The 24,168-nt window shown below is 41.5% G+C and carries 22 protein-coding genes; 16 read left to right on the top strand and 6 right to left on the bottom strand.

What is annotated here, in order from left to right:
* From ACQQ5U_RS18425 to ACQQ5U_RS18400, 6 genes are all read left to right on the top strand, one after another.
* Positions 1 to 144, top strand: coding sequence for a hypothetical protein (locus ACQQ5U_RS18425; protein WP_437399811.1), 144 nt, complete (start codon positions 1 to 3; stop codon positions 142 to 144).
* Between the two features lie 66 nt (positions 145 to 210).
* Positions 211 to 609 (top strand): TonB-dependent receptor plug domain-containing protein, encoded by a 399-nt coding sequence (locus ACQQ5U_RS18420; protein WP_437399809.1) that lies wholly within the window; start codon positions 211 to 213, stop codon positions 607 to 609.
* A 116-nt stretch (positions 610 to 725) separates the two neighbouring features.
* Positions 726 to 1,250: an RNA polymerase sigma factor gene (locus ACQQ5U_RS18415; protein ID WP_437399807.1), complete on the top strand. Its 525-nt coding sequence runs from the start codon at positions 726 to 728 to the stop codon at positions 1,248 to 1,250.
* Positions 1,202 to 2,035, top strand: coding sequence for a HEAT repeat domain-containing protein (locus ACQQ5U_RS18410; RefSeq protein ID WP_437399805.1), 834 nt, complete (start codon positions 1,202 to 1,204; stop codon positions 2,033 to 2,035). The genes ACQQ5U_RS18415 and ACQQ5U_RS18410 overlap by 49 nt, the downstream gene beginning before the upstream one ends.
* Positions 2,036 to 2,054: 19 nt before the next feature.
* Complete coding sequence (locus ACQQ5U_RS18405; protein WP_437399804.1) at positions 2,055 to 2,807, top strand: DUF4097 family beta strand repeat-containing protein; 753 nt, start codon at positions 2,055 to 2,057, stop codon at positions 2,805 to 2,807.
* A 102-nt stretch (positions 2,808 to 2,909) separates the two neighbouring features.
* Positions 2,910 to 3,620 carry a hypothetical protein gene (locus tag ACQQ5U_RS18400; protein ID WP_437399803.1) on the top strand — a complete coding sequence of 237 codons (711 nt, stop codon included), beginning with the start codon at positions 2,910 to 2,912 and terminating at the stop codon, positions 3,618 to 3,620.
* Here ACQQ5U_RS18400 and ACQQ5U_RS18395 read toward each other — a convergent pair.
* The 3 genes from ACQQ5U_RS18395 to ACQQ5U_RS18385 are packed head-to-tail and all read right to left on the bottom strand — an operon-like array spanning position 3,617 to position 4,890.
* On the bottom strand, positions 3,617 to 4,009 hold the full coding sequence (locus ACQQ5U_RS18395) for a DUF423 domain-containing protein (protein WP_437399802.1): 393 nt from the start codon (positions 4,007 to 4,009) through the stop codon (positions 3,617 to 3,619). The two genes, ACQQ5U_RS18400 and ACQQ5U_RS18395, sit on opposite strands and share 4 nt — an antisense overlap.
* Positions 4,010 to 4,023: 14 nt before the next feature.
* The gene (locus tag ACQQ5U_RS18390; protein ID WP_437399800.1) at positions 4,024 to 4,431 is read right to left on the bottom strand and encodes a DUF2141 domain-containing protein; all 408 of its coding nucleotides are present in this window, start codon (positions 4,429 to 4,431) and stop codon (positions 4,024 to 4,026) included.
* 24 nt (positions 4,432 to 4,455) lie between these two features.
* On the bottom strand, positions 4,456 to 4,890 hold the full coding sequence (locus ACQQ5U_RS18385; RefSeq protein ID WP_437399798.1) for a hypothetical protein: 435 nt from the start codon (positions 4,888 to 4,890) through the stop codon (positions 4,456 to 4,458).
* A 104-nt stretch (positions 4,891 to 4,994) separates the two neighbouring features.
* On the opposite strand from ACQQ5U_RS18385, the gene ACQQ5U_RS18380 reads away from it, so the two are divergent.
* From ACQQ5U_RS18380 to ACQQ5U_RS18355, 6 genes are all read left to right on the top strand, one after another.
* Positions 4,995 to 5,750, top strand: a complete 756-nt coding sequence (locus ACQQ5U_RS18380) for an SDR family NAD(P)-dependent oxidoreductase (protein ID WP_437399797.1) — start codon at positions 4,995 to 4,997, stop codon at positions 5,748 to 5,750.
* Between the two features lie 6 nt (positions 5,751 to 5,756).
* Positions 5,757 to 6,233, top strand: coding sequence for a hypothetical protein (locus ACQQ5U_RS18375; RefSeq protein ID WP_437399796.1), 477 nt, complete (start codon positions 5,757 to 5,759; stop codon positions 6,231 to 6,233).
* Between the two features lie 137 nt (positions 6,234 to 6,370).
* On the top strand, positions 6,371 to 9,487 hold the full coding sequence (locus ACQQ5U_RS18370) for a VPS10 domain-containing protein (protein WP_437399794.1): 3,117 nt from the start codon (positions 6,371 to 6,373) through the stop codon (positions 9,485 to 9,487).
* Between the two features lie 94 nt (positions 9,488 to 9,581).
* Entirely contained in the window at positions 9,582 to 9,980 is a 399-nt protein-coding gene (locus tag ACQQ5U_RS18365; RefSeq protein ID WP_437399793.1) for a hypothetical protein, read from the top strand.
* 79 nt (positions 9,981 to 10,059) lie between these two features.
* Positions 10,060 to 14,409 carry a CusA/CzcA family heavy metal efflux RND transporter gene (locus ACQQ5U_RS18360; protein ID WP_437399791.1) on the top strand — a complete coding sequence of 1,450 codons (4,350 nt, stop codon included), beginning with the start codon at positions 10,060 to 10,062 and terminating at the stop codon, positions 14,407 to 14,409.
* A 2-nt stretch (positions 14,410 to 14,411) separates the two neighbouring features.
* A complete protein-coding gene (locus ACQQ5U_RS18355; RefSeq protein WP_437399790.1) occupies positions 14,412 to 15,539 on the top strand; it encodes an efflux RND transporter periplasmic adaptor subunit in 1,128 nt (375 codons plus the stop codon).
* Between the two features lie 2 nt (positions 15,540 to 15,541).
* Here the strand turns inward: ACQQ5U_RS18355 and ACQQ5U_RS18350 are convergent, their stop codons facing one another.
* Positions 15,542 to 16,363 carry a ZIP family metal transporter gene (locus tag ACQQ5U_RS18350; RefSeq protein ID WP_437399788.1) on the bottom strand — a complete coding sequence of 274 codons (822 nt, stop codon included), beginning with the start codon at positions 16,361 to 16,363 and terminating at the stop codon, positions 15,542 to 15,544.
* A complete protein-coding gene (locus ACQQ5U_RS18345) occupies positions 16,363 to 17,019 on the bottom strand; it encodes a metal-dependent transcriptional regulator (RefSeq protein WP_437399786.1) in 657 nt (218 codons plus the stop codon). Before ACQQ5U_RS18345 ends, ACQQ5U_RS18350 begins: the two co-directional genes overlap by 1 nt.
* Before the next feature lie 79 nt (positions 17,020 to 17,098).
* On the opposite strand from ACQQ5U_RS18345, the gene ACQQ5U_RS18340 reads away from it, so the two are divergent.
* From ACQQ5U_RS18340 to ACQQ5U_RS18325, 4 genes are all read left to right on the top strand, one after another.
* Entirely contained in the window at positions 17,099 to 19,369 is a 2,271-nt protein-coding gene (locus ACQQ5U_RS18340; protein ID WP_437399784.1) for a TonB-dependent receptor, read from the top strand.
* A 62-nt stretch (positions 19,370 to 19,431) separates the two neighbouring features.
* Entirely contained in the window at positions 19,432 to 20,298 is an 867-nt protein-coding gene (locus ACQQ5U_RS18335; RefSeq protein ID WP_437399783.1) for an inositol oxygenase family protein, read from the top strand.
* 3 nt (positions 20,299 to 20,301) lie between these two features.
* Complete coding sequence (locus ACQQ5U_RS18330; RefSeq protein ID WP_437399782.1) at positions 20,302 to 21,906, top strand: solute:sodium symporter family transporter; 1,605 nt, start codon at positions 20,302 to 20,304, stop codon at positions 21,904 to 21,906.
* Between the two features lie 42 nt (positions 21,907 to 21,948).
* Positions 21,949 to 23,091 (top strand): lycopene cyclase family protein, encoded by a 1,143-nt coding sequence (locus ACQQ5U_RS18325; RefSeq protein WP_437399780.1) that lies wholly within the window; start codon positions 21,949 to 21,951, stop codon positions 23,089 to 23,091.
* Here the strand turns inward: ACQQ5U_RS18325 and ACQQ5U_RS18320 are convergent.
* Positions 23,088 to 24,071, bottom strand: a complete 984-nt coding sequence (locus tag ACQQ5U_RS18320; RefSeq protein ID WP_437399778.1) for a polyprenyl synthetase family protein — start codon at positions 24,069 to 24,071, stop codon at positions 23,088 to 23,090. The two genes, ACQQ5U_RS18325 and ACQQ5U_RS18320, sit on opposite strands and share 4 nt — an antisense overlap.
* Positions 24,072 to 24,168: the final 97 nt, after the last annotated feature.

Genomic DNA, 24,168 nt, shown 5'->3' with positions numbered 1-24,168 from the left:
ATGATTCAACAAATATTGGCATACGGAACATTGATTGTAGCTGCAGGCTATTTGGTTTGGAAATTCTTGCTTCCCAAATCACTCTTAAAAAAAGGGAACAGTAATTCCAATTCATGTGGACAAGACAACTGTGGGTGCAGTTGATTTACTGGCCATTTTTATATCCTCTATTCATCAAAAATCGATAGATTGTAGGATAATTTTATTCTAATGAAAAACCTTGCATTCATTTTCTTTCTAACATTTCTTTCAATATTGGGTAGTTGCTCTTCAAGCAAAAACACCGTTTACAACAAGAATCTTTCCGAAGAAATAGCCGAAAAAAACAACAAAACCATTCCGTTACTGGACAGGATAAGGCGTTTGCCCGGAATCACCCTTAGAGGCGGTACACCATATTTTATGAAGTCGGCAAACCAAATCTCTGGAACTGCGACCGAGCCATTGTATGTATTAAACGGGTTTATTTTGGGCAATTCATTTAAATCCCTTAATCAATTAGTGGATAGTGCCACTATAAAAAGTATTGATGCCCTAACCGGTTCGGAAGCCGCAGAATTTGGCTCAAGAGGCGCTAGTGGCGTTATTAAAGTAACTACCTATCAATAGGCTTACAAACCCTTATTCTTTCCTAAAACTCAGAAAAAAATATTTTTTTCACTCGTTCGTGTAACCTTTCTTAATTTCCTGACTATATAAGTTAAACGCCAACTAAAAAGTAGCATTTGGAAACACTTTCAGATGAAATGATCATGCAAAAAGTATCTGAGGGCAACTTGGATCTGCTCAAGGACCTTTTTGACCGACACCACAAACACGTGTACAATTTTTTGTACAAAATGTCGGGTGATAGCATGTTGGCCGAAGATCTTACACAGGATGTTTTTTATAAACTGATCAAGTATCGGAACTCATATAAAAATGGGTTTTTCTTGTCTTGGATGTTCACGATAGCAAGGAACAGTCTAAAAACACATTACACAAGAAACCACAGACCACATGATGACATTGAGGTTTTGGCGTATAAAGCAGTGGAAGAGGAAAATGATATTTCCGAAAACAACGCTCATTTACAATATGCCTTAAGCCAGTTGGACCCTTATGACCGTGAACTTGTGATATTGAACCGATACAAGGAAGTAAGGTACGAAGACCTTGCAGAAATAATGGGAAGCACTCCAGGAGCCGTAAAAACACGAGTGTGCAGGATTTTAAAGAAGTTGAAGAATATTTATTTAGAAAGTATATAGCCATGGAAAAGCAACATATTTTTGACCAAATACCGGATTATCTGGATGGCAAGTTGGACTCGTCCGAAAAGGCTAAGTTCGAACAACACATAAAACAATGTGCCGAATGCCAAAAGGAACTGGAAGAGATGAAAACTTTTTTCAATGTTTTTGAAGAAGAAATTCCTACACCTACGAATAGACTTAAAACCAAGTTTGAAGCAGCCCTTGAAGAAGAAAAGAACAATCAGGGCAAAGTGGTTCAAATGGAATCCAAACCATTTGGGTGGGCAGGAAATGTATTGAAAATTGCCGCCAGTATTGCCCTTTTGGTCGCCGCTTTCCAAATGGGAAGTATGTTTCAACAAAGAAAAGTGGATCAAGATATTGCTCAATTACAGGATGAAACCAATCAGATGAAGCAAACAACCATGCTATCGTTGATGGAAAATCAATCTGCCAGCAAACGCATCCAAGGGGTCAACTATATCGAGGAATTTGAACAACCCGATGAAGCCATCATCCAAGCACTCGCCAATAGATTGCTGTACGATGAAAATGACAACGTTCGGATGACAGCCTTCGAGGCACTGGTCAACTTTACCTCCTCCGAAACCGTAAAAACCACTTTTATCGAAGCCTTGGAAAAAGAGAAGAACCCAAGTATCCAAGTCGCCATTATTCAAGCTTTGGTTCAAATCCAAGAGAAAAAAGCGGCCGAACCCATGAAAAAATTATTGGAAAAAGAAGACACACAACCCTTTATAAAAGAGCAAATCAAGGCAGTATTGCCAAGTTTAACATAAACATCAAAAAGCGAAAATCATGAGAAAATTCACATTTATTTTAATGGCCCTTCTTGTAAGCAGTATGGCCACGGCACAGAGCGATTACACGAAATCCCTAAACGGCATCCAATGGGTAAAAATCGAGTCCAAAACGGACATTGTAGTAAAGACCCACAGTGCCAACGAACTGCTCATCAAATCCGGCCCGGAAGTAAAAACGCCCGAGCGTGCCAAAGGCTTAAAATTGGTAGGCGAAGGGGGCACGGACAACACCAATGTAGGTTTTTCTGTAGTGCAGGACGGCAATACCTTGATCGTTTACAATCTTAGGAAAAGCAAAGGGGCCGAAATCCATTTACCAGCCTCTCAGAATATTGCCGTAAAAAGTACATGGAACGGCGATATTGAAATCGATGGCTTCTCCGGTGAGATTGAAGCGGATGCACAACTTAATGGAGGTGTAAGAATATTGAACGTAAACGGCCCTGTTACAGCAAACTCGCTGAACGGTGAACTAGAAGTGACTTTCGGAAAAGTAACCCAAGACTCCCCCATCTCACTCTATTCCACCAATGGGGCGGTAGATGTGAGTCTTCCTGGGAACACACCGGCCAATTTGGCCTTGAGCACCCTTAACGGAAACGTTTATACCGACTTTGATGTACAAGCAAAGGACAAAGACGGGTTAAAATCCGTATTGGGAAGAGATATCAAAGCATCCATTAACGGAGGAGGTGTGAAAATCTCCATGAAATCCACCAATGGAAACATGTACCTCAGAAAAAAATAAAACTGTCATATCGAGCGCAGTCGAGATATTTTGCATTCATCTTTCGACTGTGCTCAAGATGACAAAACATCAATTCAATATTAAAATCAAAAACGAACAGTCATGAAAAAATTTATCATCACCGCATTTGTGGGATTGGCAACCTTATCCTTAAGTGCACAAAAAATTATTGAAAAAAGCTTCAACTACTCGGGGCAATCCATTGATTTGGACGTAAAATTCGCCAATAACATCGAGGTAAAAACATGGGATAAATCAACCGTTTATTTTAAGGCTGACATCACTATTGAAGACGGAAAATATTTGGATAAATACAAACTCGATATTGATGAAAGTTCCAGCTCCCTAAATATTGCTTCCAATGTTGAGGATGTTTTTGATGCCTTTAAGAAGGAATGGGACAAAACAAGATCCAATAAAAAGGGGTACTATTTCACTGGTGATACTTATGAATTCAACTACGTTCTCTATGTACCGAAAGGGGCAACTTTAAAAGTAAGCAGTATTAACGGTGACCTTAAATCGGACATCATGGAAGGGGATTTTACCGCGGATTTGATCAACGGCGACATCGATATCAAAAAATACAACGGTGATATGGACCTACAGACCATCAACGGGGAAATAGACTTGGCAATGAAAAACTCCAGATTGGTGGCAGAAACCATCCATGGCAATATTTATGCCGATGAAGGTATGGACTTGACCGTAAGCGACCGTTATGTAGGCCAAAAAGTGGAAGGGCGATTTGATAGTGCCACCCACCGCCTAAAATTGAACACCATCAACGGGAATATGTACTTGAGACTCTAAATCAAATTGGAAACAAAGGAATAGAGCAACAAGGCCCAACCCGTGACCAAAAGCAAACCTCCAATCGGAGTAACAGGTCCTAAAAAACGTGGTTTTTGCCCTTTTGCCGCACCCAAACACAAGGCATAAATACTGAAAGAAAACAGTAGGGTTCCAAAAATAAAGCAGTTGACCGTCCAAGAATCCAACGGTTTGTCAAAGCTTAAATTAAAGCCCAAGACCAATAGAACAATCGCGTGATACATTTGATATTTGACCCCTGTCTCAAAACTTTGAAGCAGTTCAGGGGTCAATTTCTTTTTTAGGGCATGGGCACCAAAGGCACCAAAAATCACCGCCAAAAGCCCGTACAAAGCCCCGATAAATTGAGCCATAAAAATTGTTTCCATTGTCTTAAGTTTTGTTATAAATCAATGTGAATTTCGTAGTTGGAACTCATCTTAAAAGCACATTCCCGATATTTTGGTGGACCAAAAGTTTTCATTTTGGCATTGGAAAAAGCCACTTTTTCTTTAGGTATACCCAACCAGTTGGTGTCCAGTTTACCGTTCCCGTTTTCATCATGGAAAACCGCCAAAGCATATTCGCCAGAGGGTAAATCTTCAATCATCAATTGCACAATCCCTTCATGAGCGACCTTCGTCCCAACTTTAAAAGCACCATCTAAAGACAAAAATGTAGCATCCGAATTATAAACGGCAACATTTACATCCCCTTTGTTGGACAGCACATTGTGCACATGAACCGAAATATTATTTTGTGAAAACATCGACAATGGCACTAATAATAGAGCAAGAAGAAGTGTTCTCATGGTAATTTAGGACTATTTAAGAAATTATTTGGGTTGCTCGGTTTCACCCAACAAATTACGCTGCAAAATAGCGTATATTTTTTGGGTTTCCAGACTGTCCTTAAGATTCAGGTACATTTTGAGGGAATCGTGGTGCACTACTTTTATTTTTTGTTGGTATAAATCGTCCACGAAAACATACACTTTGGTCTTGGATATGGAATCCACAAAAACACCTTTTTCCTTTTCCATCCAAGAAAACCCACTAGAGCGTTCCATTTCCGGCAACTTGTCCACCAACAGCACACTGTCCAATTCCGTTAAAGGTATTTTTTGATAGTAGATCCCCAAAAATATTTTAAAGTTCCCCTCCTCTATCCTATGCCAATTTTTGTAATGCTCCACAAAAACCAAAACACAAAGTGCTACAGTCAGAACTATCAAAACATTCCATAACCAATGTCTTTTTCTTTTGCTCATCTTTTTGCTTAGGTAATATTTGGTGGGATTTAAAGGTACTTCAATTCTTTTTAAGGGTCAAGAAGATACATTCCTAGTATCTTTGAAACATCAAGATTGAATTTATGGATTTCACCGGAAAAAACGTATTGGTTACAGGTGCCACTCGAGGCATTGGAAAAGCAACCGCAATGGCCTTCGCCAAAAAAGGAGCTAAAGTGGGCCTAAATTACCGCAGTAATGATGAAGTTGCCCAACAAACCTTGGCTGAATTGCCCGGTGAGGGACATCAGATTTTTAAGCGGGATATTTCACAAAAGGCCGAAACAGAAGCCTTGATTGAAGATTTCGTCAAACAATATGGTCAATTGGACGTTTTGGTGAACAACGCTGGCATTTCCATTTTCCACGAAATTGACAAGGTCGATTTTGACCATTGGACCAACGCATGGGAAAAAACCTTTGAGACCAATCTTTTTGCCGTGGCCAATTTGTGTTATTGGGGAGCAAAAGCCATGATGAAAACAGGAGGCGGACATATTGTAAGCGTTTCATCCCGTGGTGCCTTTCGTGGAGAACCCACCAAACCGGCATACGGAGCCAGCAAAGCTGCTCTTAACTCTATGAGTCAATCTTTGGCCAAAAAATTGGCACCACACCATATTTATGTTGGCGTAGTTGCGCCTGGGTTCACCGAAACCGAAATGGCGAAAGAAACCCTGACCCCGGCAGAGCGGGAAAACCTGCTTCGCGAATCTCCTTTTAAACGAATGGCACAACCCGAAGAAGTGGCCCATGCCATTTTGTTTTTGGCATCATCAGAAGCAGCTTACTCCTCTGGGACCATTATTGATGTAAACGGAGCTTCTTATTTAAGATAATTGATTATGAAAGCTGCTACCGTTGCACAACTCAAAAAAGAACTGAAGTTTAAATCACAGGAAGAGACCATGCAACTTTGTTTGCGCTTGGCACGCTTTAAAAAGGAGAACAAAGAATTACTCACCTATTTACTTTTTGAATCCGACAGCGAAGAAGGGTACGTTGAAACCGTAAAAGAGGAGGTCGATGAAATGTTCGCCGACATCAACATCAATAGCTATTTTTACATTAAAAAGAGTGTTCGAAAAATTCTTAGGACCATCAAAAAGTATATCCGCTATTCGGGAGACAAAGCCACCGAAGTGGAATTGTTATTATACTTCTGTGAAAAATTAAAATCCTTTCGGCCATCCATCAACGGAAATACTACCCTAAAAAACCTATACAACCGACAATTGGATTACATCAACAAAAAAATTCCATTGCTTCACGAAGACTTACAACACGATTACGGGTTAATTCTTGAAGAATTGTATTCTTAGGATTGTCTGAAAAAATCCAAACAATTCTTTAGAATGACTCAAAATATGCAAGGATTTGGTTAATTCAGCTAATCTTTCTCATCGATATTAAGTAAATTGTACACTTATTCTAACTACTCATAACCAACCTTGACATCATGAGAATGCCGACAACCGCTCTGAAGACATGGACGTTACTTTCCATGTTTCTTTTAACACTATTTATTAATGCACAAAGCTCATCCCCCATTACCGTCGACACTAGTTTTTACAGCGGTTTTGAATGGAGAAACATTGGTCCCAACCGAGGCGGGCGTTCTTTAGGCTCCTCTGGAAGTCCATCCCGGCCCAACGAATACTATTTTGGAGCCACAGGAGGTGGTTTGTGGAAAACCATTGATGGTGGAAACACTTGGAAGTCTGTTACCGATGGCCAAATCACCAGTTCCTCCGTTGGAGCCGTGGCCGTGGCCGAAACCAATCCAGATGTGGTTTACATTGGTATGGGAGAAACCCAATTGCGAGGAAGTATTACCCAAGGCGATGGTGTTTATAAAACCACGGACGGTGGGAAAACCTGGACCCATCTAGGACTGGAAGAAACCCAAGCCATTTCCAGAGTTCGAGTAGACCCGACCAATGAAGATATTGTTTACGTTGCTGCTTTGGGACACCCCTACGGAGAAAACGAGGAACGCGGTGTTTTTAAATCCGTTAATGGAGGCAAGACATGGAAAAAAGTGCTTTATGTTAGCGACAAGGCAGGTGCGGCTGATTTGATCATAGACCGCAACAATCCCAATGTGCTGTATGCCAGCACATGGCAAGTGTACCGTAAAGCATGGAAGATGTGGGGCGGTGGTCCCGATAGTAAACTGTGGAAATCTACCGATGGTGGAGAAACTTGGACAGACCTTACCGAGAACCCAGGAATGCCCGAAGGTCCCATTGGTAAAATTGGGGTAACCGTCTCCCCTGTCGATTCCAACCGGGTTTGGGCCATTGTAGAAGCCAACGAAGGTGGTGTTTTCCGTTCGGATGATGCCGGTAAAACTTGGGAGTTGACCAATAACGAACGTAAACTGAGGCAACGTGCTTTTTACTACTCCAGAATTTATGCCGATCCAAAGGATAAAGATGTGGTGTATGGCTTAAATGTAGGTTTCTTTAAATCTACCGATGGAGGAAAAACTTTTGATGAAAAAATAACTACTCCCCATGGCGACAACCATGACCTTTGGATAGACCCGAACAACCCGGACAGGATGATAAATTCCAATGATGGAGGCGGTGTAATCAGTATCAATGGAGGTAAAACTTGGACGGAACAAGATTATCCAACATCACAGTTTTATCATGTAATGGCAACTAGTGATATTCCATATCACGTAGTGGGTGCCCAACAGGACAACTCTACCTTGGCCATGCCAAGTGATGGATGGGGTTTTAAACAAGCTCGAGGACCAAATCACGGATGGTATTATGCCGTTGGTGGTGGTGAAAGTGGTTGGATTACCCAAAGTCCGACCAATCCCGATATTTTTTATGCAGGAAGTCAAGGAGCTTTGTTAACAAGATATGACCGAAGCAATGGTCAAACAAGAGATATTCAAGTATATCCACGGTTTTTCTCTGGTGAACCTGCAAGCGCACTTCCAGAACGCTGGCAATGGACATTCCCTATAATGTTTGCGCCTAAAGACCCCAACGTAATGTACACTTGTTCGCAACATATTTGGAAAACCACCAATGACGGTCAGACCTGGGAAAAAATAAGTCCGGACCTTACCTATGCCGACCCGGAAACTTTGGGTAAAACGGGAGGAATTTTAACTATGGACATGAACGGTCCGGAGATTTATGCCACGGTATTCGCTTTGGCACCATCCAATCACGATATTAACACTATTTGGGCGGGTTCCGATGATGGAAAAATACATATTACAAGAGATGGTGGTAAAAACTGGGAAGATATCACTCCAGAAGATCTACCAAAATATTCAAGAGTGAGTATTATTGAAGAGTCCATTCACAATCCTGGAACTTTATATGTGGCGGCCAACAGATACCAAGTCGATGACAGAGCACCTTACGTTTTTAAAACACACGATTATGGCAAAACTTGGACCAAGATCATCACTGGCATAGAAGATGGGCATTTCGCCAGAGCTATTCGTGAAGACCATAAAAGAGAAGGCCTATTGTTCTTGGCTACCGAGCACGGAGTTTATTTTTCCATAAACGATGGTGCTGAATGGCAATCGCTTCAATTGAACTTGCCCGATACCCCTATCAGGGATTTGGTCATCAAGGACAACGATGTTGTTCTGGGCTCCCACGGTAGAGGGTTTTGGATCTTGGACGACATCCAACCCTTTAGGGAATATTCAGAAGACCTAAAAAATCAGAAAAACGTATTATTCAAGCCTACCGATGCCATTAGAGGCATTTACAATGCCAACTTCCAGTATTATTTGGAAGAACAAGTGGACACGGTCACTTTTTCCATTTTTGATGCCAACAACAACCTCATCGAATCATTTGGAGGCAATAAACCAAAATATGAAGATGATGGAAATTCATCATGGTGGAGCCGTTTTAGCAGTACCAAACCCACTACGGCAAAAGGCATCAACACCTTTACTTGGAACTTAAGGTATCCTGGACCTACCACTTTTGATGGCATCATTATTTGGGGAGCATCTGCCGAAGTGGGACCCAAAGCGCCACTGGGCACCTATACCGTACAAATGAAACTGGGTCCAGAAGTTATCAAGAGCTATCCGTTCGAGATTAAAATGGATCCCAACCTAAAAGGAATTACGACAGAAGACCTTCAGAAGCAGTTTGAATTGGCTTCCAAAATCACAGCGAAAGCAACTATTGCCAACGAAGCGGTCATTCAAATTAGAAGCATTCGCAAACAATTGGATAGTTTGAGCAAGGGAATCACTAGTAGAAAGTTTACCAAGCTTTCCAATGATTTTATGGAAACTTTGACCGAAATCGAAGAAGATCTCTATCAAACCAAAAACCAATCGGGACAAGATCCATTGAACTTCCCCATCAAATTGAACAACAGGTTCAATGCCCTGCAAAGAAGTATTGAAAACGGAGATGCCAGACCCACGGATGCCGCCTACGTGGTTTATGATGAGCTTACAGCAGAACTGGATGACCATATGGCCAAGCTTCATAATTCGTTAAGCAAACAACTTCCTAAAATTAACGCTCTGTTAGCAGAAAACGGAATTTCAACCATTGAGACCCAATAAGGGTCTCAATGGCTCTTTAATATATAGACTAAATCTAAATTAAATGCTAAGTCATTATCCTACTGCGATTTCTTCGTAATTTTACAAGGTCAGGATGAACAAATTAATTATCATAGCAACTTCAATGCTCATTTTACTTCAGAGCATGAATATTCATTTCAATGATTTAGCTGAAATGGATGAACTTGTGGAACATTACAAATTCCACAGCGAAGAATATGGTGATAGTTTTTTGGTGTTCTTGTCAAAACATTATGGCGACCAAAAAGTCGCTCACAATCAAAAACATCAGGAGGAACAAAAGGAGCATGAAAAGTTGCCTTTTCAGCACCAGACGCAATGTGCGCAACCTCTTGTTTTTGTGATGGACCATAATTCTTTTATGGAATCACGTTCGGAAATTCCTGTTGTTAAAAAAGGAGACTTCCACTATCAAATCTCTTACTCCCATATTTGGGGAGACAACCCTTTTCAACCACCGAAACACGCATAGAATATTTTAGTTTCAGCCTTGCTGAATGCTTTCTTTTAGAAGCTTTATTCAATTAATAATGCTATCATTTCTATGAATCATGTTTTCAAAAATTATCAACTTTAGTATAAGGAACAAATTTATTGTTCTTCTGTTTACAACGTTTATAGCCCTCATTGGGTTATACTCACTATCACAAATACCTATCGGGGCCGTTCCCGATGTAACCAATAACCAAGTTCAGGTAATCACGACCTCAAGGAGTTTGTCCACACAGGATATGGAACAATTTGTCACCTATCCCGTTGAACTGGAAATGGCAAACCTTCCCGGAGTGAAGGAAATCCGTTCGGTATCAAAGTTTGGGCTATCGGTAGTGACCATCGTCTTCGATGACGATATGGGCACCTTTCTGCCCAGGCAACTTATTGCCGAAAAAATAAAGTCTGCATCCAGCCGGATACCAGAAGGTTTCGGAAGTCCCGAAATGGGACCCATAACCACAGGTTTAGGGGAAATATACCAATATGTCTTGGATGTTAAACCTGAGTACAAAGACCGATATTCTTCAACGGAGCTTAGGACTATCCAAGATTGGATTGTAAAACGACAGCTTTCCGGAATTCCCGGTGTAGTAGAGGTCAATACATGGGGAGGTCACCTCAAACAATACGAAGTGGCCATACAGACCCAAAAATTGAACGCCCTTAACATCACTGCAAAAGAAGTGTTCACCGCTTTGGAAATGAACAACAGCGTTACCGGTGGTGGATATATCGAAAAAGTGAACCAGGCCTATTTTATTCGAGGTGAAGGTTTGGTGAGCAGCCTCTCCGATATGGAAAATATAGTGGTAACCAATAGAGATGGCATCCCTATTTATATTAAGGACCTTGCCAAAGTAGGTTTTGGTAGCGCACCTCGGTTTGGAGCCATAACCGGTAACGGCGAAGGTGAAAAAGTTCTTGGGCAGATTATGATGCTTAAGGATGCAGATTCCAAAAGAGTAATTGAGGCCGTAAAAGAAAGGGTTGCCGCCATTTCCAAATCTTTGCCAGAAGGAGTTTACATTAATCCGTTTTTGGACCGTAGTGAGCTCATAGGAAGGACAACATTCACAGTAACCGAAAACTTGGTTTTAGGTTGCTTGATCGTGATTTTCGTTGTGGTTTTACTATTGGGTAATTGGCGATCGGGCCTTGTTGTGGCTTCCGTAATCCCACTCTGTCTTCTTTTTGCTTTAACCCTCATGAACATTTTTGGGGTAGATGCCAACCTTTTGAGTCTTGGTGCCATCGACTTCGGTATCATTATAGATGGTGCGGTTATCATTGTAGAATACATTGCCTTCCAAATAACCCAAAGGCAAGGTGAACTTACTCAATTGGCCAAGAATGAAACGCAAACCATTAAAGATAAAATAACCGTGGAAGGCGCTTCAAAAATGATGAATTCAGCAGTTTTTGGACAGCTCATCATTTTAATAGTGTTCATTCCCATTTTATCGTTAAGTGGTGTTGAGGGCAAAATGTTCAAACCCATGGCCCTAACCTTTAGCTTCGCCCTTTTGGGAGCCATTCTTTTGTGTTTTACATATGTGCCTGTGGCTTCTGCATTGTTCTTGAAACCAGCCAAAGAATCTTCCAAAGGTATCTCGGCCCGTTTGGTCGGTTGGATCAACAAACAGTACGAGCCGGTGATTACATGGGCCATGAAAAGTAAAAAATTGGTGCTTTCCATAGCAGCCGCTCTTTTGGTGGGAGCTATTTTATTATTCTCCACCATGGGAGGCGAGTTTGTGCCCACATTGGATGAAGGGGATTTTGTAATACAACCTGTCCTAAAAACAGGAACATCGTTGGCCAAAACTGTGGAAACCACTACCAAAATCGAACAGATTTTAATAGATCAGTTCCCTGAAGTAAATCAAATAGTGAGCCGTATAGGAGCTGCAGAGGTGCCAACAGACCCCATGTCCATGGAAGAAAGTGATGTGATCATCACCCTTAAACCTAAAGACCAATGGGTTTCGGCGGAATCCAAGGATGAATTGGCCGATAAGTTCAAAGAAGCCCTTGCCGTACTGCCGGGCATTGAGGTCGAATTCACCCAACCCATCGAAATGCGATTCAATGAATTGATTACGGGGGTACGGGCGGATATTGCCATCAAAATATTTGGGCAAAGCCTGGAAACTTTGAATAGAAAAGCCAATGAGATCAAAGACCTCATTCAAAATGTGGAAGGGGCCTCTGATATTGTTGTGGAAAAAGTGGAAGGCTTGCCACAGATGAATGTATCCTTTGACCGCGCAAAAATTGCACGCCATGGACTCAACATTGCAGATCTTAACGAAATGATCGCCATGGGCTTTGCTGGTAAGGTGGTAGGAAGCGTATTTGAGGGCGAACGACAGTTTGATATGGCCGTTCGATTGGATGCGGAAAACCGTCAAGACATTTCCAACTTAAAAAACCTTTATGTTGATATTCCCAATGGTGGAAAAATACCGATGAGCGAATTGGCACAAATCACCTATCAAAAAGGAGCGGCCAAAATTTCCAGGGATGATACCAAAAGAAGAATAGTTGTTGGTATCAATGTAAGGAACCGCGACCTCCAATCAGTTGTAGATGATGTACAGCTATTAATCAATGAGAACATCACTTTGCCACCAGGTTACACTATTACCTATGGTGGTCAGTTCGAGAATCTGCAAAATGCGAAAGCTAGATTGACGATTGCCGTACCTATTGCATTGTTGCTCATCTTTATTATGCTCTATTTTGCTTTCGGTTCTGTTAAGGAAGCCTTGCTTATTTTCTCGGCCATTCCACTTTCTGCCGTTGGAGGGGTTCTATTACTTTGGTTAAGGGATATGCCATTTAGTATTTCCGCCGGAGTTGGATTCATAGCCCTTTTTGGTATCGCCGTACTGAATGGAATTGTATTGATCGAGCATTTCAAGGAATTGAAAGGCAGAGACTTTGATTCCATGGAAGACCTCATAAAACAAGGAACCAAAGATAGGCTACGCGCTGTGCTTTTAACCGCGTCAGCTGCTGCCTTAGGCTTTTTGCCCATGGCCGTATCCACAAACGCTGGTGCTGAAGTACAACGACCGCTAGCTACCGTAGTAATCGGTGGATTGGTAACGGCAACCATGCTTACCTTGGTGGTATTGCCCGTTTTATATGCGTATACCCACAATATTAAATTCCGTGGAATGAGAAAAAGAAGAAAAGAGCGCAAATTGAGAAAAGGGAACGCATTAACCATCATGTTACTATTGGTCTCACTTTCTGGATTCTCACAAACCAAGTTGAATCTCGAAGATTTAATGACCCTTTCTCTCAAAAATAACAAAGGAATTCAAGCAGGTTCATTAATGGTAGATCAAGCAGAAACCTTAAAAGGAACCGTTTTTGAGTTTGACAAAACAGATATTTATTACCAATATGATGAAAACAATCTAGCATTGAACGGGGAACCTCTCAAGGTTTTTGGAGCGAAACAGCAGTTTGAGTTTCCTACGGTGTACGGCGCAAAAAACAGACTTCAAAAATCGAATTATGAGCTTCAAAAATCATCGTTCGAAATCAAGAAGAAACAATTGTTCCAATCGCTGAGCATTGCTTACTATGAGTATCAGACCTTGCAGCAAAAAGCGGAGCTTTATAGTACGTTGGATAGTATTTATGGTAAATTTTCCAATGCGGCCGATAGGCGGTTTGAACTGGGAGAAACCAATTATCTGGAAAAGGTGACGGCCCAGGCAAAACAAAGGCAAATCATGAACACCTATTCCAAAATAAAGCAGCAACTACTCACCACCTATGGTCAGATTGTGGGTTTGGTGCAAAGTGAAGACACCTTGAACATTGCCGTGGAAAAACCGGAAAAGCTTTCGGTACTGAATGCCGTAGGTATGCTGGAAACGGAAGCATCATTTTTGGACAACCGCCAAGAACAGAGCAATGCCCAAAAGAGTTTGGAAGAAAACCGATTACTTCCTGACCTCAACCTTGAATATTTCCAAGGGACAAACAAGGGATTGGGAACATCTTTATATGGTATTCAATTGGGTGTGCGGATTCCGGTTTTCTTCTTTGGACACAGTAGCAAGGTGAAATCATCAAAGATCCAGACCAAGATTACCGCAATGGAGAACAACGAAATCACTATTGCCGTGAATCAGAGATACAAGACCTTGATGGGGCAATTGGAACAACAAACCAAGGAACTTTCCTATTACGAAGATGAGGGCGCTCAACTTTCAGATCAAATTTTGAAAGCGGCCTCTGGAAACTTTATGAACGGGGAAATTGACTTTTTCCAATACATACAAAGTCTTGAAAATGCTTACGATATCCAACTCAATTATCTGGATGTCCTCAACCAATACAATCAAACCGTAATCGCCATTAATTACTTGACAATAACATTATAACAATGAAAAATATAATTCAAATCGCCACTGTTTTCCTTCTATTGATGGGCTGTGGCAACAAAAATAACGCTGAGTCCGTTTCCGAAGAACAAGCAAAAACCACTGGAATACAGGTGACTCAAAATCAATTTGACACCAACGATCTTATGTTGGGTACTATGGAAAAGAGAACCTTTCCTAAAATGGTGGAAACTTCTGGAATGATCGATGTTCCACCAGAGAATCGAGCTAGCATAACAGCCTTTATGGGTGGATTTGTGAAAAATACCTCATTATTGGTCGGTAATCAAGTGAAGAAAGGGCAACTTTTGGTAACCTTGGAAAATCAGGAATTTGTACAGATGCAACAAGATTATCTGGAAATTTTCAACCAATTGGATTTCTTAAAAACTGAATTTGAAAGAAACCAAACACTGTTTGAAGAGAAAATCGCTTCGCAAAAAAACTTTCTTCAAGCCAAGAGCAATTATGAAACAGCCAAAGCGCGCTATCAAGGATTAAGAGAGCAGTTGCAAATGCTGAACATTTCACCTAGTAGGGTCGAACAGGGCAATATTACTTCCCAAGCGGTAATTTATGCTCCAATTTCGGGAAGTGTCACCAAAATGAACGTGGCCAAAGGAAGTTATGTTTCGCCAGCCACCGAGATTCTGGAAATTGTAGACAACGACCATGTACATTTAGAACTGTCTGTTTTTGAAAAGGACATTCTTAAAGTTAAGAAAGGACAAAAAATCCAGTTCAAAATTCCTGAAGCCTCGGAAGAGACTTTTGAGGCCGAAGTGCATTTGGTAGGCACATCCATTGATAATACGAATAGATCCATAAAAGTACACGGTCATCTAGCTCACGAGGAAGAGGTGAATCTCCTCCCAGGGATGTTCGTGGATGCCAAAATCATGACAGACACCATCCAAACTTTGTCATTGCCAGAAGAAGCCGTAATCGAATCTGAAGGCACCTATTACGTACTTAAACTGGTTGATAAAGAAGATGGTGGCTACACCTTTGAGCAAATTGCCGTAAAACAAGGAAACACCTATGATGGTTATACGGAAATCATAGCTTCCGACTTAAATGAAACAGATCAGTTTTTGACCAAAGGTGTTTTTGATTTGATAGGGGGATAGTTTTATCCTAATCCCACATCCAGGGTCATCATAATAATAAATCCACCGATAAAGCCCATTGTGGCGATATCGGTGTATTTGTCTTGTTGTGTTTCGGGAATAACCTCTTCCACCACAACAAATATCATAGCCCCTGCCGCAAAGGAAAGTGCATAAGGCAAAATAGGCTCAAATGTGAGCACGGCCCAAGCACCCAAAACAGCTGCAATAGGCTCAACCAGTGCCGAAGCCTGACCATACAAAAAACTTTTGGTTCGAGTAAGTCCTTGTCTCCTCAATGGCATTGCCACCGCAAATCCTTCTGGGAAATTTTGAAGTCCAATACCCAGTGCCAAGGCAACGGCACCGCCAATGGATGCACCTTCAAACCCTGCGGCCACACCACCAAAAAGAACCCCTACCGCCAACCCTTCGGGAATATTGTGTAACGTAATTGCCAAAGTGAGCAAAGTGGTCCTGTGCCAAGGAGTCTTCACCCCTTCTGCCTCGCTCATTTTAAAATTAATGTGCAAGTGGGGGAGAATTTTGTCCAAACCAAAAATAAAAGCTGCGCCCAACAAGAAACCTACCGCTGCTGGAATCACTTTTACAAAACCATCTCCTGGGCTCATTTCAATACCAGGTGCCAACAGACTCCAAAAACTCGCTGCAACCATAACTCCTCCGGTAAAGCCCAACATTCCATCAAGTAATGCACGGTTCATCCCTTTAAAAAAGAAGACCAAAGCAGCTCCTGCCGCGGTCAACCCCCAAGTAAATAGGGTAGCATAAAAAGCTGCCAATACGGGGTCTATATCTTGAAAGTACTGTATTACCTGATCCATTAGTCGTTCTTTTTTACATAAAGGTTAGACGCTATTTGATGTGATATTCGCATTTCCTTCCCATCCATTTGAATTCTTAGGGAATTATCAAAGTCCTCCTTGTCCAACACCTGAATGGTATTTCCCAAGGCAATATTGTTCTTGTCCAAAAACTTAAGAAAGGGCACGGAGGAATCCTTTACCCCAACACATATTCCTATGGAATTGATGGGCATTTCGCTGAGTAATTTTTCATCCCGTTCTTGAAACTTCCCGTCCTTGGTGGGAATAGGATCCCCATGTGGGTCATATTTTGGAAAATCCAAAAGTTCATCGATTTTGTCAACCAATTTTTCACTTTTAATGTGCTCCAATTGTTCGGCAACTTCGTGTACCTCATCCCAACTAAAATCCAGTTTTTTCACCAAGAAAACCTCCCATAAGCGGTGTTTTCTAATGATGGATAAAGCTGTCTTCTTGCCTGCAGTGGTTAATGAAACCCCTTGGTACCGTACGTAATCCACCAATCCTTTTTCCGATAATTTCTTGGCCATATCGGTCACGGACGACGGTTTTGTTTCCATTTGCTCTGCAATGGCATTAGTGGTGATGGACTTGGAATCGCCACCACCCAAATGAAAAATTGTCTTTAAATAGTTTTCCTCTGATCGAGTCATCAAAAAATATTTTTTCAAAAATACATTTTTATTTGACAAAATCTATTTTTAGATTTGTCTAAATTTAATTTTATACTAATTGAAAAATATTTGTAAACATATCACTTTGTCATGGATAGCTCTGGTAGGTAGTTGTTGTATTGCGCAAACAGCTTCGTTAAACGGAAAGGTTACGGATAACGGTGAGCCTCTTCCCCTGGCAAGCGTATTTCTCAAAGGAACCAAAATAGGAACTGCTACTGATATTGATGGTTTGTATGAGTTGAACAATATTCAATCCGGAGAGTATTTATTGCTGGTGACCTCTTTGGGATATCGACCGTATCAAACCAAGATCAATATCGGGGCAGGAGTAAATAAAACCGTCAACATAAAACTGCAACCGTCCGCACAAAATTTGAAGGAAACCGTAGTAACGGGTACTTTAAAACCTGTTAGCCGTTTGGAAAGCCCCGTGCCCGTAGAAGTCTACTCCCCTACTTTTCTAAAAAAGAACCCTACAGCGAGTGTTTTTGACGCACTCCAAAATGTGAACGGGGTGCGTCCGCAGATTAATTGCAATGTGTGCAACACGGGGGACATCCATATTAATGGACTTGAGGGACCTTATACCTTGGTTCTTATTGATGGTATGCCCATTGTAAGTGGTTTGGGTACGGTTTATGGCCTTACCGGCATCCCAAATTCCCTAATTGAACAAATTGAAATCGTAAAAGGACCTGCTTCTTCACTTTATGGTAGTGAAGCAGTAGGTGGTTTGATAAACATCATCACAAAAAATGCTTTGAGTGCTCCTGAATTTTTTGCCGATGGCTTTGCCACAGGTTGGGGCGAGTACAATTTGGATGTCGGCAGTAAACTTAAAATTGGACGAAAAACGGACCTTCTTTTAGGCGTTAATTACTTCAATTATGATATTCCCGTGGACAACAACGGTGATAATTTTACCGACCTCACCCTCCAAGACCGTATATCCATTTTCCAAAAGTGGAATTTTGAGCGTAGCGATAACCGTTTGTTCTCTTTAGCTGGACGTTTTTTTTATGAGGACCGTTGGGGTGGCGAAATGCAATGGACCCCTGAATTTCGAGGTGGGGACAAAGTTTATGGGGAGAGCATCTACACCCGAAGATGGGAAGTGCTGGGAAAATATCAATTGCCTTTGGAAGAAAAGCTTCTCTTATCTTTCTCCTATAACGACCATAGCCAAAATTCGGTGTACGGGGATACCGAGTATTTGGCGGATCAGCGTATTGGTTTTGCGCAATTGACCTGGGACAAAACCGTGGCAAATCACGATTTGCTGTTCGGGAGTGCGGTTCGTTATAATTTTTATGATGACAACACCCCCGCAACAACAGAGGCTGACAACATTTGGATTCCCAGTCTCTTTGCTCAAGATGAATTCAGTTTTGCCCCCAAACATTCCTTTTTGGCTGGGCTCCGGTATGATTATGACCAAAGACACGGTAATATTTTAACCCCTCGGGCTGCATACAAATGGAAGATTTCCCACAACGATATTTTTCGGGTGAATGCGGGCACGGGGTTTCGTGTGGTGAATCTGTTTACCGAAGATCATGCTGCGCTCACTGGTTCCAGGGAAGTGATCGTTGCAGAAGAACTGAAACCGGAACGCTCGATAAATGTCAATATCAATTATTTGAAGAAGATTTATAGTGACAATGGTACTTTTATTGGTCTGGATGCTTCTGCGTTTTATACTAGATTCTCCAACGTTATCCTGCCCGATTATGAGACCAACCCCAATCAAATCATTTACGATAATTTAGACGGCAAGTCCGTTTCACAAGGGATTAGTGCCAATTTGGATGTGGCTTTTCCCAGCAGCTTTAAGATTATGGTGGGTGCCACTTGGCAAGATGTGAGCAATACGGAAAATGGAGTGACCCAACAACAAATCCTTACCGAAAGCATTACCGCTACATGGAATTTGTCATACACCTTTCGCTCCCTGAATCTAACGGCGGACTACACAGGGAATTTATATGGCCCTATGCGATTGCCGCTTTTGGGAGAGTTAGACCCAAGACGGGAATATTCGCCTACGTGGAGTATTCAGAATATCCAATTTACCTATAAAGGACTCAACAATTTTGAAGTTTACGGAGGCATCAAAAACCTGTTGGATTGGACCCCAAACCGTGGCAATCCCTTTATCATTGCCCGAGCCAACGACCCATTTGACAAAGAAGTAACTTTTGACAACAATGGTAATGCAGTGGCCACACCCAACAATCCTTATGCGCTTACATTTGATCCCGCCTATGTGTATGGACCCAACCAAGGGATACGTGGTTTTTTTGGACTGAGATATACTGTGTTTTAGTTTCAAATCTAAAAAAACACTATTTTTAGGGTAATAGGGCGCACACCCTTAATTTGCACATAATGGAACTAAACCCAGAACAAAAGAAACAAGCTCATGATATGATGGAGCTTTGGGAAGATGATTTGTTGGAGCGTTATCCCGAAAAACCAAGTAAGTCAAAAGAAGAATTTAGAAATTATGATAGTCCCGCAAGGGATACCGTAAAGGAATTCTATCGGATGAACCATACTTTCCAAACCTATGATTTTGTGTTGGAAAAAGAAAAAGAGTTCCTCTCCCTAAATCGACGTGAGATGGGACTTTGGGATGCCGTGGAATATTTGAACACCTTGATTGACGATTCGGACCCTGATATTGATTTGGACCAGACACAACATCTCTTACAAACTTCTGAGGCCATACGTGCCGATGGACACCCAGATTGGTTTATATTGACAGGCTTTCTGCACGATTTAGGAAAAGTCCTCTGCTTGTTTGGTGAACCACAATGGGCCGTGGTAGGTGATACATTTCCGGTGGGCTGCCAGCATTCAAATAAAATAGTTTATCCAGAATTCTTTAAGGCAAATCCCGATTACACCCATGAACAATATAGTACCAAGTTGGGAGTATACGAAGAAAACTGTGGTTTGCGCAATGTGCACATGTCTTGGGGGCACGATGAGTACCTGTACCATGTAATGAAGGACTATCTACCAGAAGAAGGACTCTATATGATTCGGTACCATAGCTTTTACGCCCAACATAAAGAACAGGCTTATAATCATTTGATGGACAAACACGACCATGAAATGTTTAAATGGGTCGAAAAGTTTAATCCGTATGATCTATACACCAAGGCACCCGTACGACCGAATGTAAAAGAACTTCGCCCTTATTATGAAGATTTGGCAGCCAAATATCTTCCCAATACAATTCGGTTTTAGCGGATGGTGCAATTCATCAGCTTTTTTGTTTTTACGGCCTTCGTCGCCGCATACTCTAGTTGGAAACTAAGAAAAGACAAGCTTTCTACTCAAGATGGTTATTTTTTGGGTGGTCGAAGCCTAACCGGAGTGGTCATTGCAGGCTCACTTTTATTGACCAATATTTCCACTGAGCATTTGGTAGGCATGAACGGTGATGCCTATAAGCATGGAGCCATCATCATTGCTTGGGAAGTAACATCTGCTTTGGCTTTGGTAGCAGCAGCCATGTATTTTGCCCCACGTTACTTGAAAATGGGACTCACCACCATCCCTGAATTTCTTGAGAAACGTTTTGATGGACTCACCCGAACCATCATTGCCTTTCTCTTGATTATTTCCTTTGTTTCTACCCTTTTGCCCATCGTGCTCTATTCAGGGGCGATAAGCATTGAACAGATTTTTGATATTTCCGGGCTATTGGGGATTACTAAAAATGAAGGACTTTGGTTAACTGTGGTTACCGTGGGCTGCATCGGAGCAGTCTATGCCATTTTCGGCGGCCTAAAAATGGTGGTGTATACGGATACCATCAATGGCTTTGGACTTTTGATAGCGGGAATCTCCATCCCTATTTTGGCACTTTGGAACATAGGCGATGGACATATTTTTGAAGGCTTGCGACTGGTTTTTGAAAAAGCTCCAGAAAAGTTCAATGTCATAAGCGATGAAGTCTCTGTTGGACCTGGCTCACGCGATTCCATAATGCCCTTTGGAGTGCTGTTCACCGGATTAATCATTAACCAATTGTATTTTTGGACCATGCATCAATCCATTATTCAACGGGCTTTGGGAGCTGTTAATTTAAAAGAGGCCCAAAAAGGATTGCTCTATACTGGTCTGTTGAAAATATTGGTCCCGCTCATTATTGTTCTCCCTGGAATCATAGCCTATTATTACTTCAACGATACCTTTTATGACCAAAAAGAGCTTGTTTATGCCAATTTGGTAAAACAAGTACTCCCATTTTGGATGACCGGATTCTTTGTAGCGGTATTGATGGGGGCCATTTTAAGCACCTTCAACAGTGCCTTGAACAGCGCTGCAACTATCTTTAGTTTAGGCATCTACAAAAGATATATGAACAAAAATGCCAGTGAAAAACGCTTGGTCTATATGGGAAAAACGACGTCTTCTATACTAGCTCTTTTTGCCATATGTATTGCACCATTTATTGCCCATGCTCCAAGAGGGCTCTACCAATTGTTGCAACAACTCAATGGTATCTTTTTTATTCCCATGGCCACGGTAATTTTGGCCGGATTCTTTCTGCCGAAAGTTTCTGCCAAAGGAGCTAAGGTCGGATTGTTATTCGGATTGGTTTTTTACATTATCACCAATTTTGTCTGGCAGGTCAACTTGCACTATGTGCACATTTGGGGTATAGAGTTTATATTGAATATTGGAGTAATGCTGCTCGTATCGCGCTGGTCTCCCAGGACCAACACCTTTAGCATCACGGATATTGGTGTGGTAGATGTTACCCAATGGAAATATGCAAAAGGGTTTAGTTTATTTTTGATTTTGGCCACGTTAGCTGTGTTTGTGCTTTTGGGTAATGTTGGATGAGTGTTGACCATTTATACTGTTTACATTGCGTATTTTTGAGCTATGTCCCATTACGATTACATCATTATAGGAGCGGGTGCTGCTGGTCTTTTATTAGCAGATGCCTTGGGAAAAGAAGAATTCTTTGCTTCCAAATCTATTTTGGTGTTGGACAAAGACAATAAAACCAAAAATGACCGTACCTGGTGCTTTTGGGAACGGGGCAATGGCCCGTTTGATGATTTAATCCATAAAACTTGGGACAACATTTATGTTGGGGGGCATCAACTTCAAAAATCAACTTCCATTGCACCCTACACATACAAAATGCTACGTGGCATTGACTTTTACAATCACTTTTTACCAAAGGTAAAAGCCTATCCCAATATTACTTGGGTCCAAGAAGAGGTGACAGGAATTCAAGAGCAAGAAAATCAGGTGTTGGTGACCACCTCATCTCAAAATTTTATAGGACAAACGGTATTTTCTAGCCTTTACGACCCCACCCTGCCTTTAAAACAAAAGGATTTTCCCGTTTTACAGCAACACTTTGTAGGCTGGCAAATAAAAACCGAACAGTCGGTATTTAATGCTCGAGAAGCCACTTTTATGGACTTTTCCGTGCCTCAAAAGGGCAACACGCGGTTTATGTATGTGCTTCCAATTTCAGATACCGAAGCGTTGGTGGAATACACCTTGTTTTTGGAACATCTATTGGAGAAAAGCGAATATGAAAAGGCCATCAAAACGTACATCAAGGAAAAATACAACAACACCAATTACACCATTCAGGAAACCGAGTTTGGTAGCATTCCCATGACGTGCTATCCATTTCATCGACACAATACCAATCGCCTTTTTAATATTGGGATTGCCGGTGGGTGGGCCAAACCAAGTACAGGGTATACCTTTTACAATACAAGTCAGTACGTGCCCAAATTAGTAGCGTATTTAAAAACTGGAAAACCTTTATCCGAGTTTCACCAAAAAAGCAGGTTTCTATTCTACGATACGCTGTTGTTGGACATTTTGTACGAGAGCAATCATTTAGGACACGAAATTTTTGAGTCGATGTTCAAAAGAAGAAAGGCTTCCCTAATCTTAAAGTTTCTCGAAAACGAAACCAATTTATGGGAAGAACTTAAAATTGTAACAGCTCCAAAACCGATGCCGTTTATCCGGGCATTATTTAAACGACTGTTTTAAACGGTTCGCTCCATCAAACTTTCACCAAACTGTTGTAGCAACGTCTTGTTTTTTTCGGGAAGATTTGTTTCGGAAAGTGCATCAAAGGCTTTCTGCGTAAAGTCTTGGATAGCTTTTTTGGTTTCCTCCACTGCCCCACTTTCCTTGAAAATAGTTTTCACTGCCTCTACCTTGACTGTGGAATCTTCAGGTTTTATGGAATACAAATGCAACAAGCCATCTCGATCGTCCTTGGATGCGTTTTCCAATGATTTTAGGTACAAATAGGTCTTTTTGTTCTCCATGATGTCGCCACCGACCTGCTTGCCAAAAGTTTTTGGGTCGCCAAAGGCATCCAAGTAATCGTCTTGCAGTTGGAAGGCAATGCCCAAGTTACGTCCAAACTCGTAAATGGCTTCTGCATCTTTTTGAGAAGCCTTGGCTACAATCGCGCCCATCTTCATGGCGGCAGCCACCAGTACGGATGTTTTGTACTCAATCATTTTTAGGTATTCGGAAATGGTAACATCATCACGGGTCTCAAAATCAACATCGTATTGTTGTCCTTCACATACTTCAATAGCGGTTTTACTAAAAAGTTTTGTGAGTTCCACGTACATATCAGCAGGATAGCTTTCGAAGAATTGATAAGAAAGAATCAACATGGCATCGCCAGAAAGGATTCCTGTATTTATATCCCATTTTTCATGGACCGTGGTTTTTCCTCTTCGCAATGGCGCATCGTCCATTATGTCATCATGTACCAACGAAAAATTGTGGAACATTTCTACTGCCAAGGCTGCATCCATGGCTTCTTTGGTTTTACCGCCAAAAACTTCAGCAGTCATTAAAGTGAGAATCGGGCGTAGGCGCTTACCTCCCAACCCCAAAATATACTGAACGGGTTCATAGAGATTTTTAGGCTCTCCCAATTGGATTCTCCCTTCAAGATACGTAACAAACTGCTCCCTATACTGACTAATGATATCGATATCTGACATGGAGCCAAAAATACGTTCAAATATTTAATTTAAGGTGAGCACATCGGCTTAAAACATGGACACAAAGCATCCATATCCAAAAAACAGCATCCCTTCG

Source organism: Flagellimonas lutimaris, from assembly GCF_051494225.1.
Classification (GTDB): Bacteria; Bacteroidota; Bacteroidia; order Flavobacteriales; family Flavobacteriaceae; genus Flagellimonas; species Flagellimonas lutimaris_A.
The sequence above is the reverse complement of the archived record's forward strand: the minus strand, read 5'-3'. Positions and strand labels throughout refer to the sequence as shown.

Bases quoted from the DNA above. Each gene is read 5' to 3' on its own strand.
- ACQQ5U_RS18385 (WP_437399798.1), bottom strand. From the start codon at position 4,890: ATGAGCAAAAGAAAAAGACATTGGTTATGGAATGTTTTGATAGTTCTG.
- ACQQ5U_RS18365 (WP_437399793.1), top strand. From the start codon at position 9,582: ATGAACAAATTAATTATCATAGCAACTTCAATGCTCATTTTACTTCAG.
- ACQQ5U_RS18390 (WP_437399800.1), bottom strand. From the start codon at position 4,431: ATGAGAACACTTCTTCTTGCTCTATTATTAGTGCCATTGTCGATGTTT.
- ACQQ5U_RS18395 (WP_437399802.1), bottom strand. From the start codon at position 4,009: ATGGAAACAATTTTTATGGCTCAATTTATCGGGGCTTTGTACGGGCTT.
- ACQQ5U_RS18355 (WP_437399790.1), top strand. From the start codon at position 14,412: ATGAAAAATATAATTCAAATCGCCACTGTTTTCCTTCTATTGATGGGC.
- ACQQ5U_RS18330 (WP_437399782.1), top strand. From the start codon at position 20,302: ATGGTGCAATTCATCAGCTTTTTTGTTTTTACGGCCTTCGTCGCCGCA.
- ACQQ5U_RS18425 (WP_437399811.1), top strand. From the start codon at position 1: ATGATTCAACAAATATTGGCATACGGAACATTGATTGTAGCTGCAGGC.
- ACQQ5U_RS18350 (WP_437399788.1), bottom strand. From the start codon at position 16,363: ATGGATCAGGTAATACAGTACTTTCAAGATATAGACCCCGTATTGGCA.
- ACQQ5U_RS18335 (WP_437399783.1), top strand. From the start codon at position 19,432: ATGGAACTAAACCCAGAACAAAAGAAACAAGCTCATGATATGATGGAG.
- ACQQ5U_RS18420 (WP_437399809.1), top strand. From the start codon at position 211: ATGAAAAACCTTGCATTCATTTTCTTTCTAACATTTCTTTCAATATTG.
- ACQQ5U_RS18405 (WP_437399804.1), top strand. From the start codon at position 2,055: ATGAGAAAATTCACATTTATTTTAATGGCCCTTCTTGTAAGCAGTATG.
- ACQQ5U_RS18400 (WP_437399803.1), top strand. From the start codon at position 2,910: ATGAAAAAATTTATCATCACCGCATTTGTGGGATTGGCAACCTTATCC.
- ACQQ5U_RS18360 (WP_437399791.1), top strand. From the start codon at position 10,060: ATGTTTTCAAAAATTATCAACTTTAGTATAAGGAACAAATTTATTGTT.
- ACQQ5U_RS18320 (WP_437399778.1), bottom strand. From the start codon at position 24,071: ATGTCAGATATCGATATCATTAGTCAGTATAGGGAGCAGTTTGTTACG.
- ACQQ5U_RS18380 (WP_437399797.1), top strand. From the start codon at position 4,995: ATGGATTTCACCGGAAAAAACGTATTGGTTACAGGTGCCACTCGAGGC.
- ACQQ5U_RS18370 (WP_437399794.1), top strand. From the start codon at position 6,371: ATGAGAATGCCGACAACCGCTCTGAAGACATGGACGTTACTTTCCATG.
- ACQQ5U_RS18375 (WP_437399796.1), top strand. From the start codon at position 5,757: ATGAAAGCTGCTACCGTTGCACAACTCAAAAAAGAACTGAAGTTTAAA.
- ACQQ5U_RS18345 (WP_437399786.1), bottom strand. From the start codon at position 17,019: ATGACTCGATCAGAGGAAAACTATTTAAAGACAATTTTTCATTTGGGT.
- ACQQ5U_RS18325 (WP_437399780.1), top strand. From the start codon at position 21,949: ATGTCCCATTACGATTACATCATTATAGGAGCGGGTGCTGCTGGTCTT.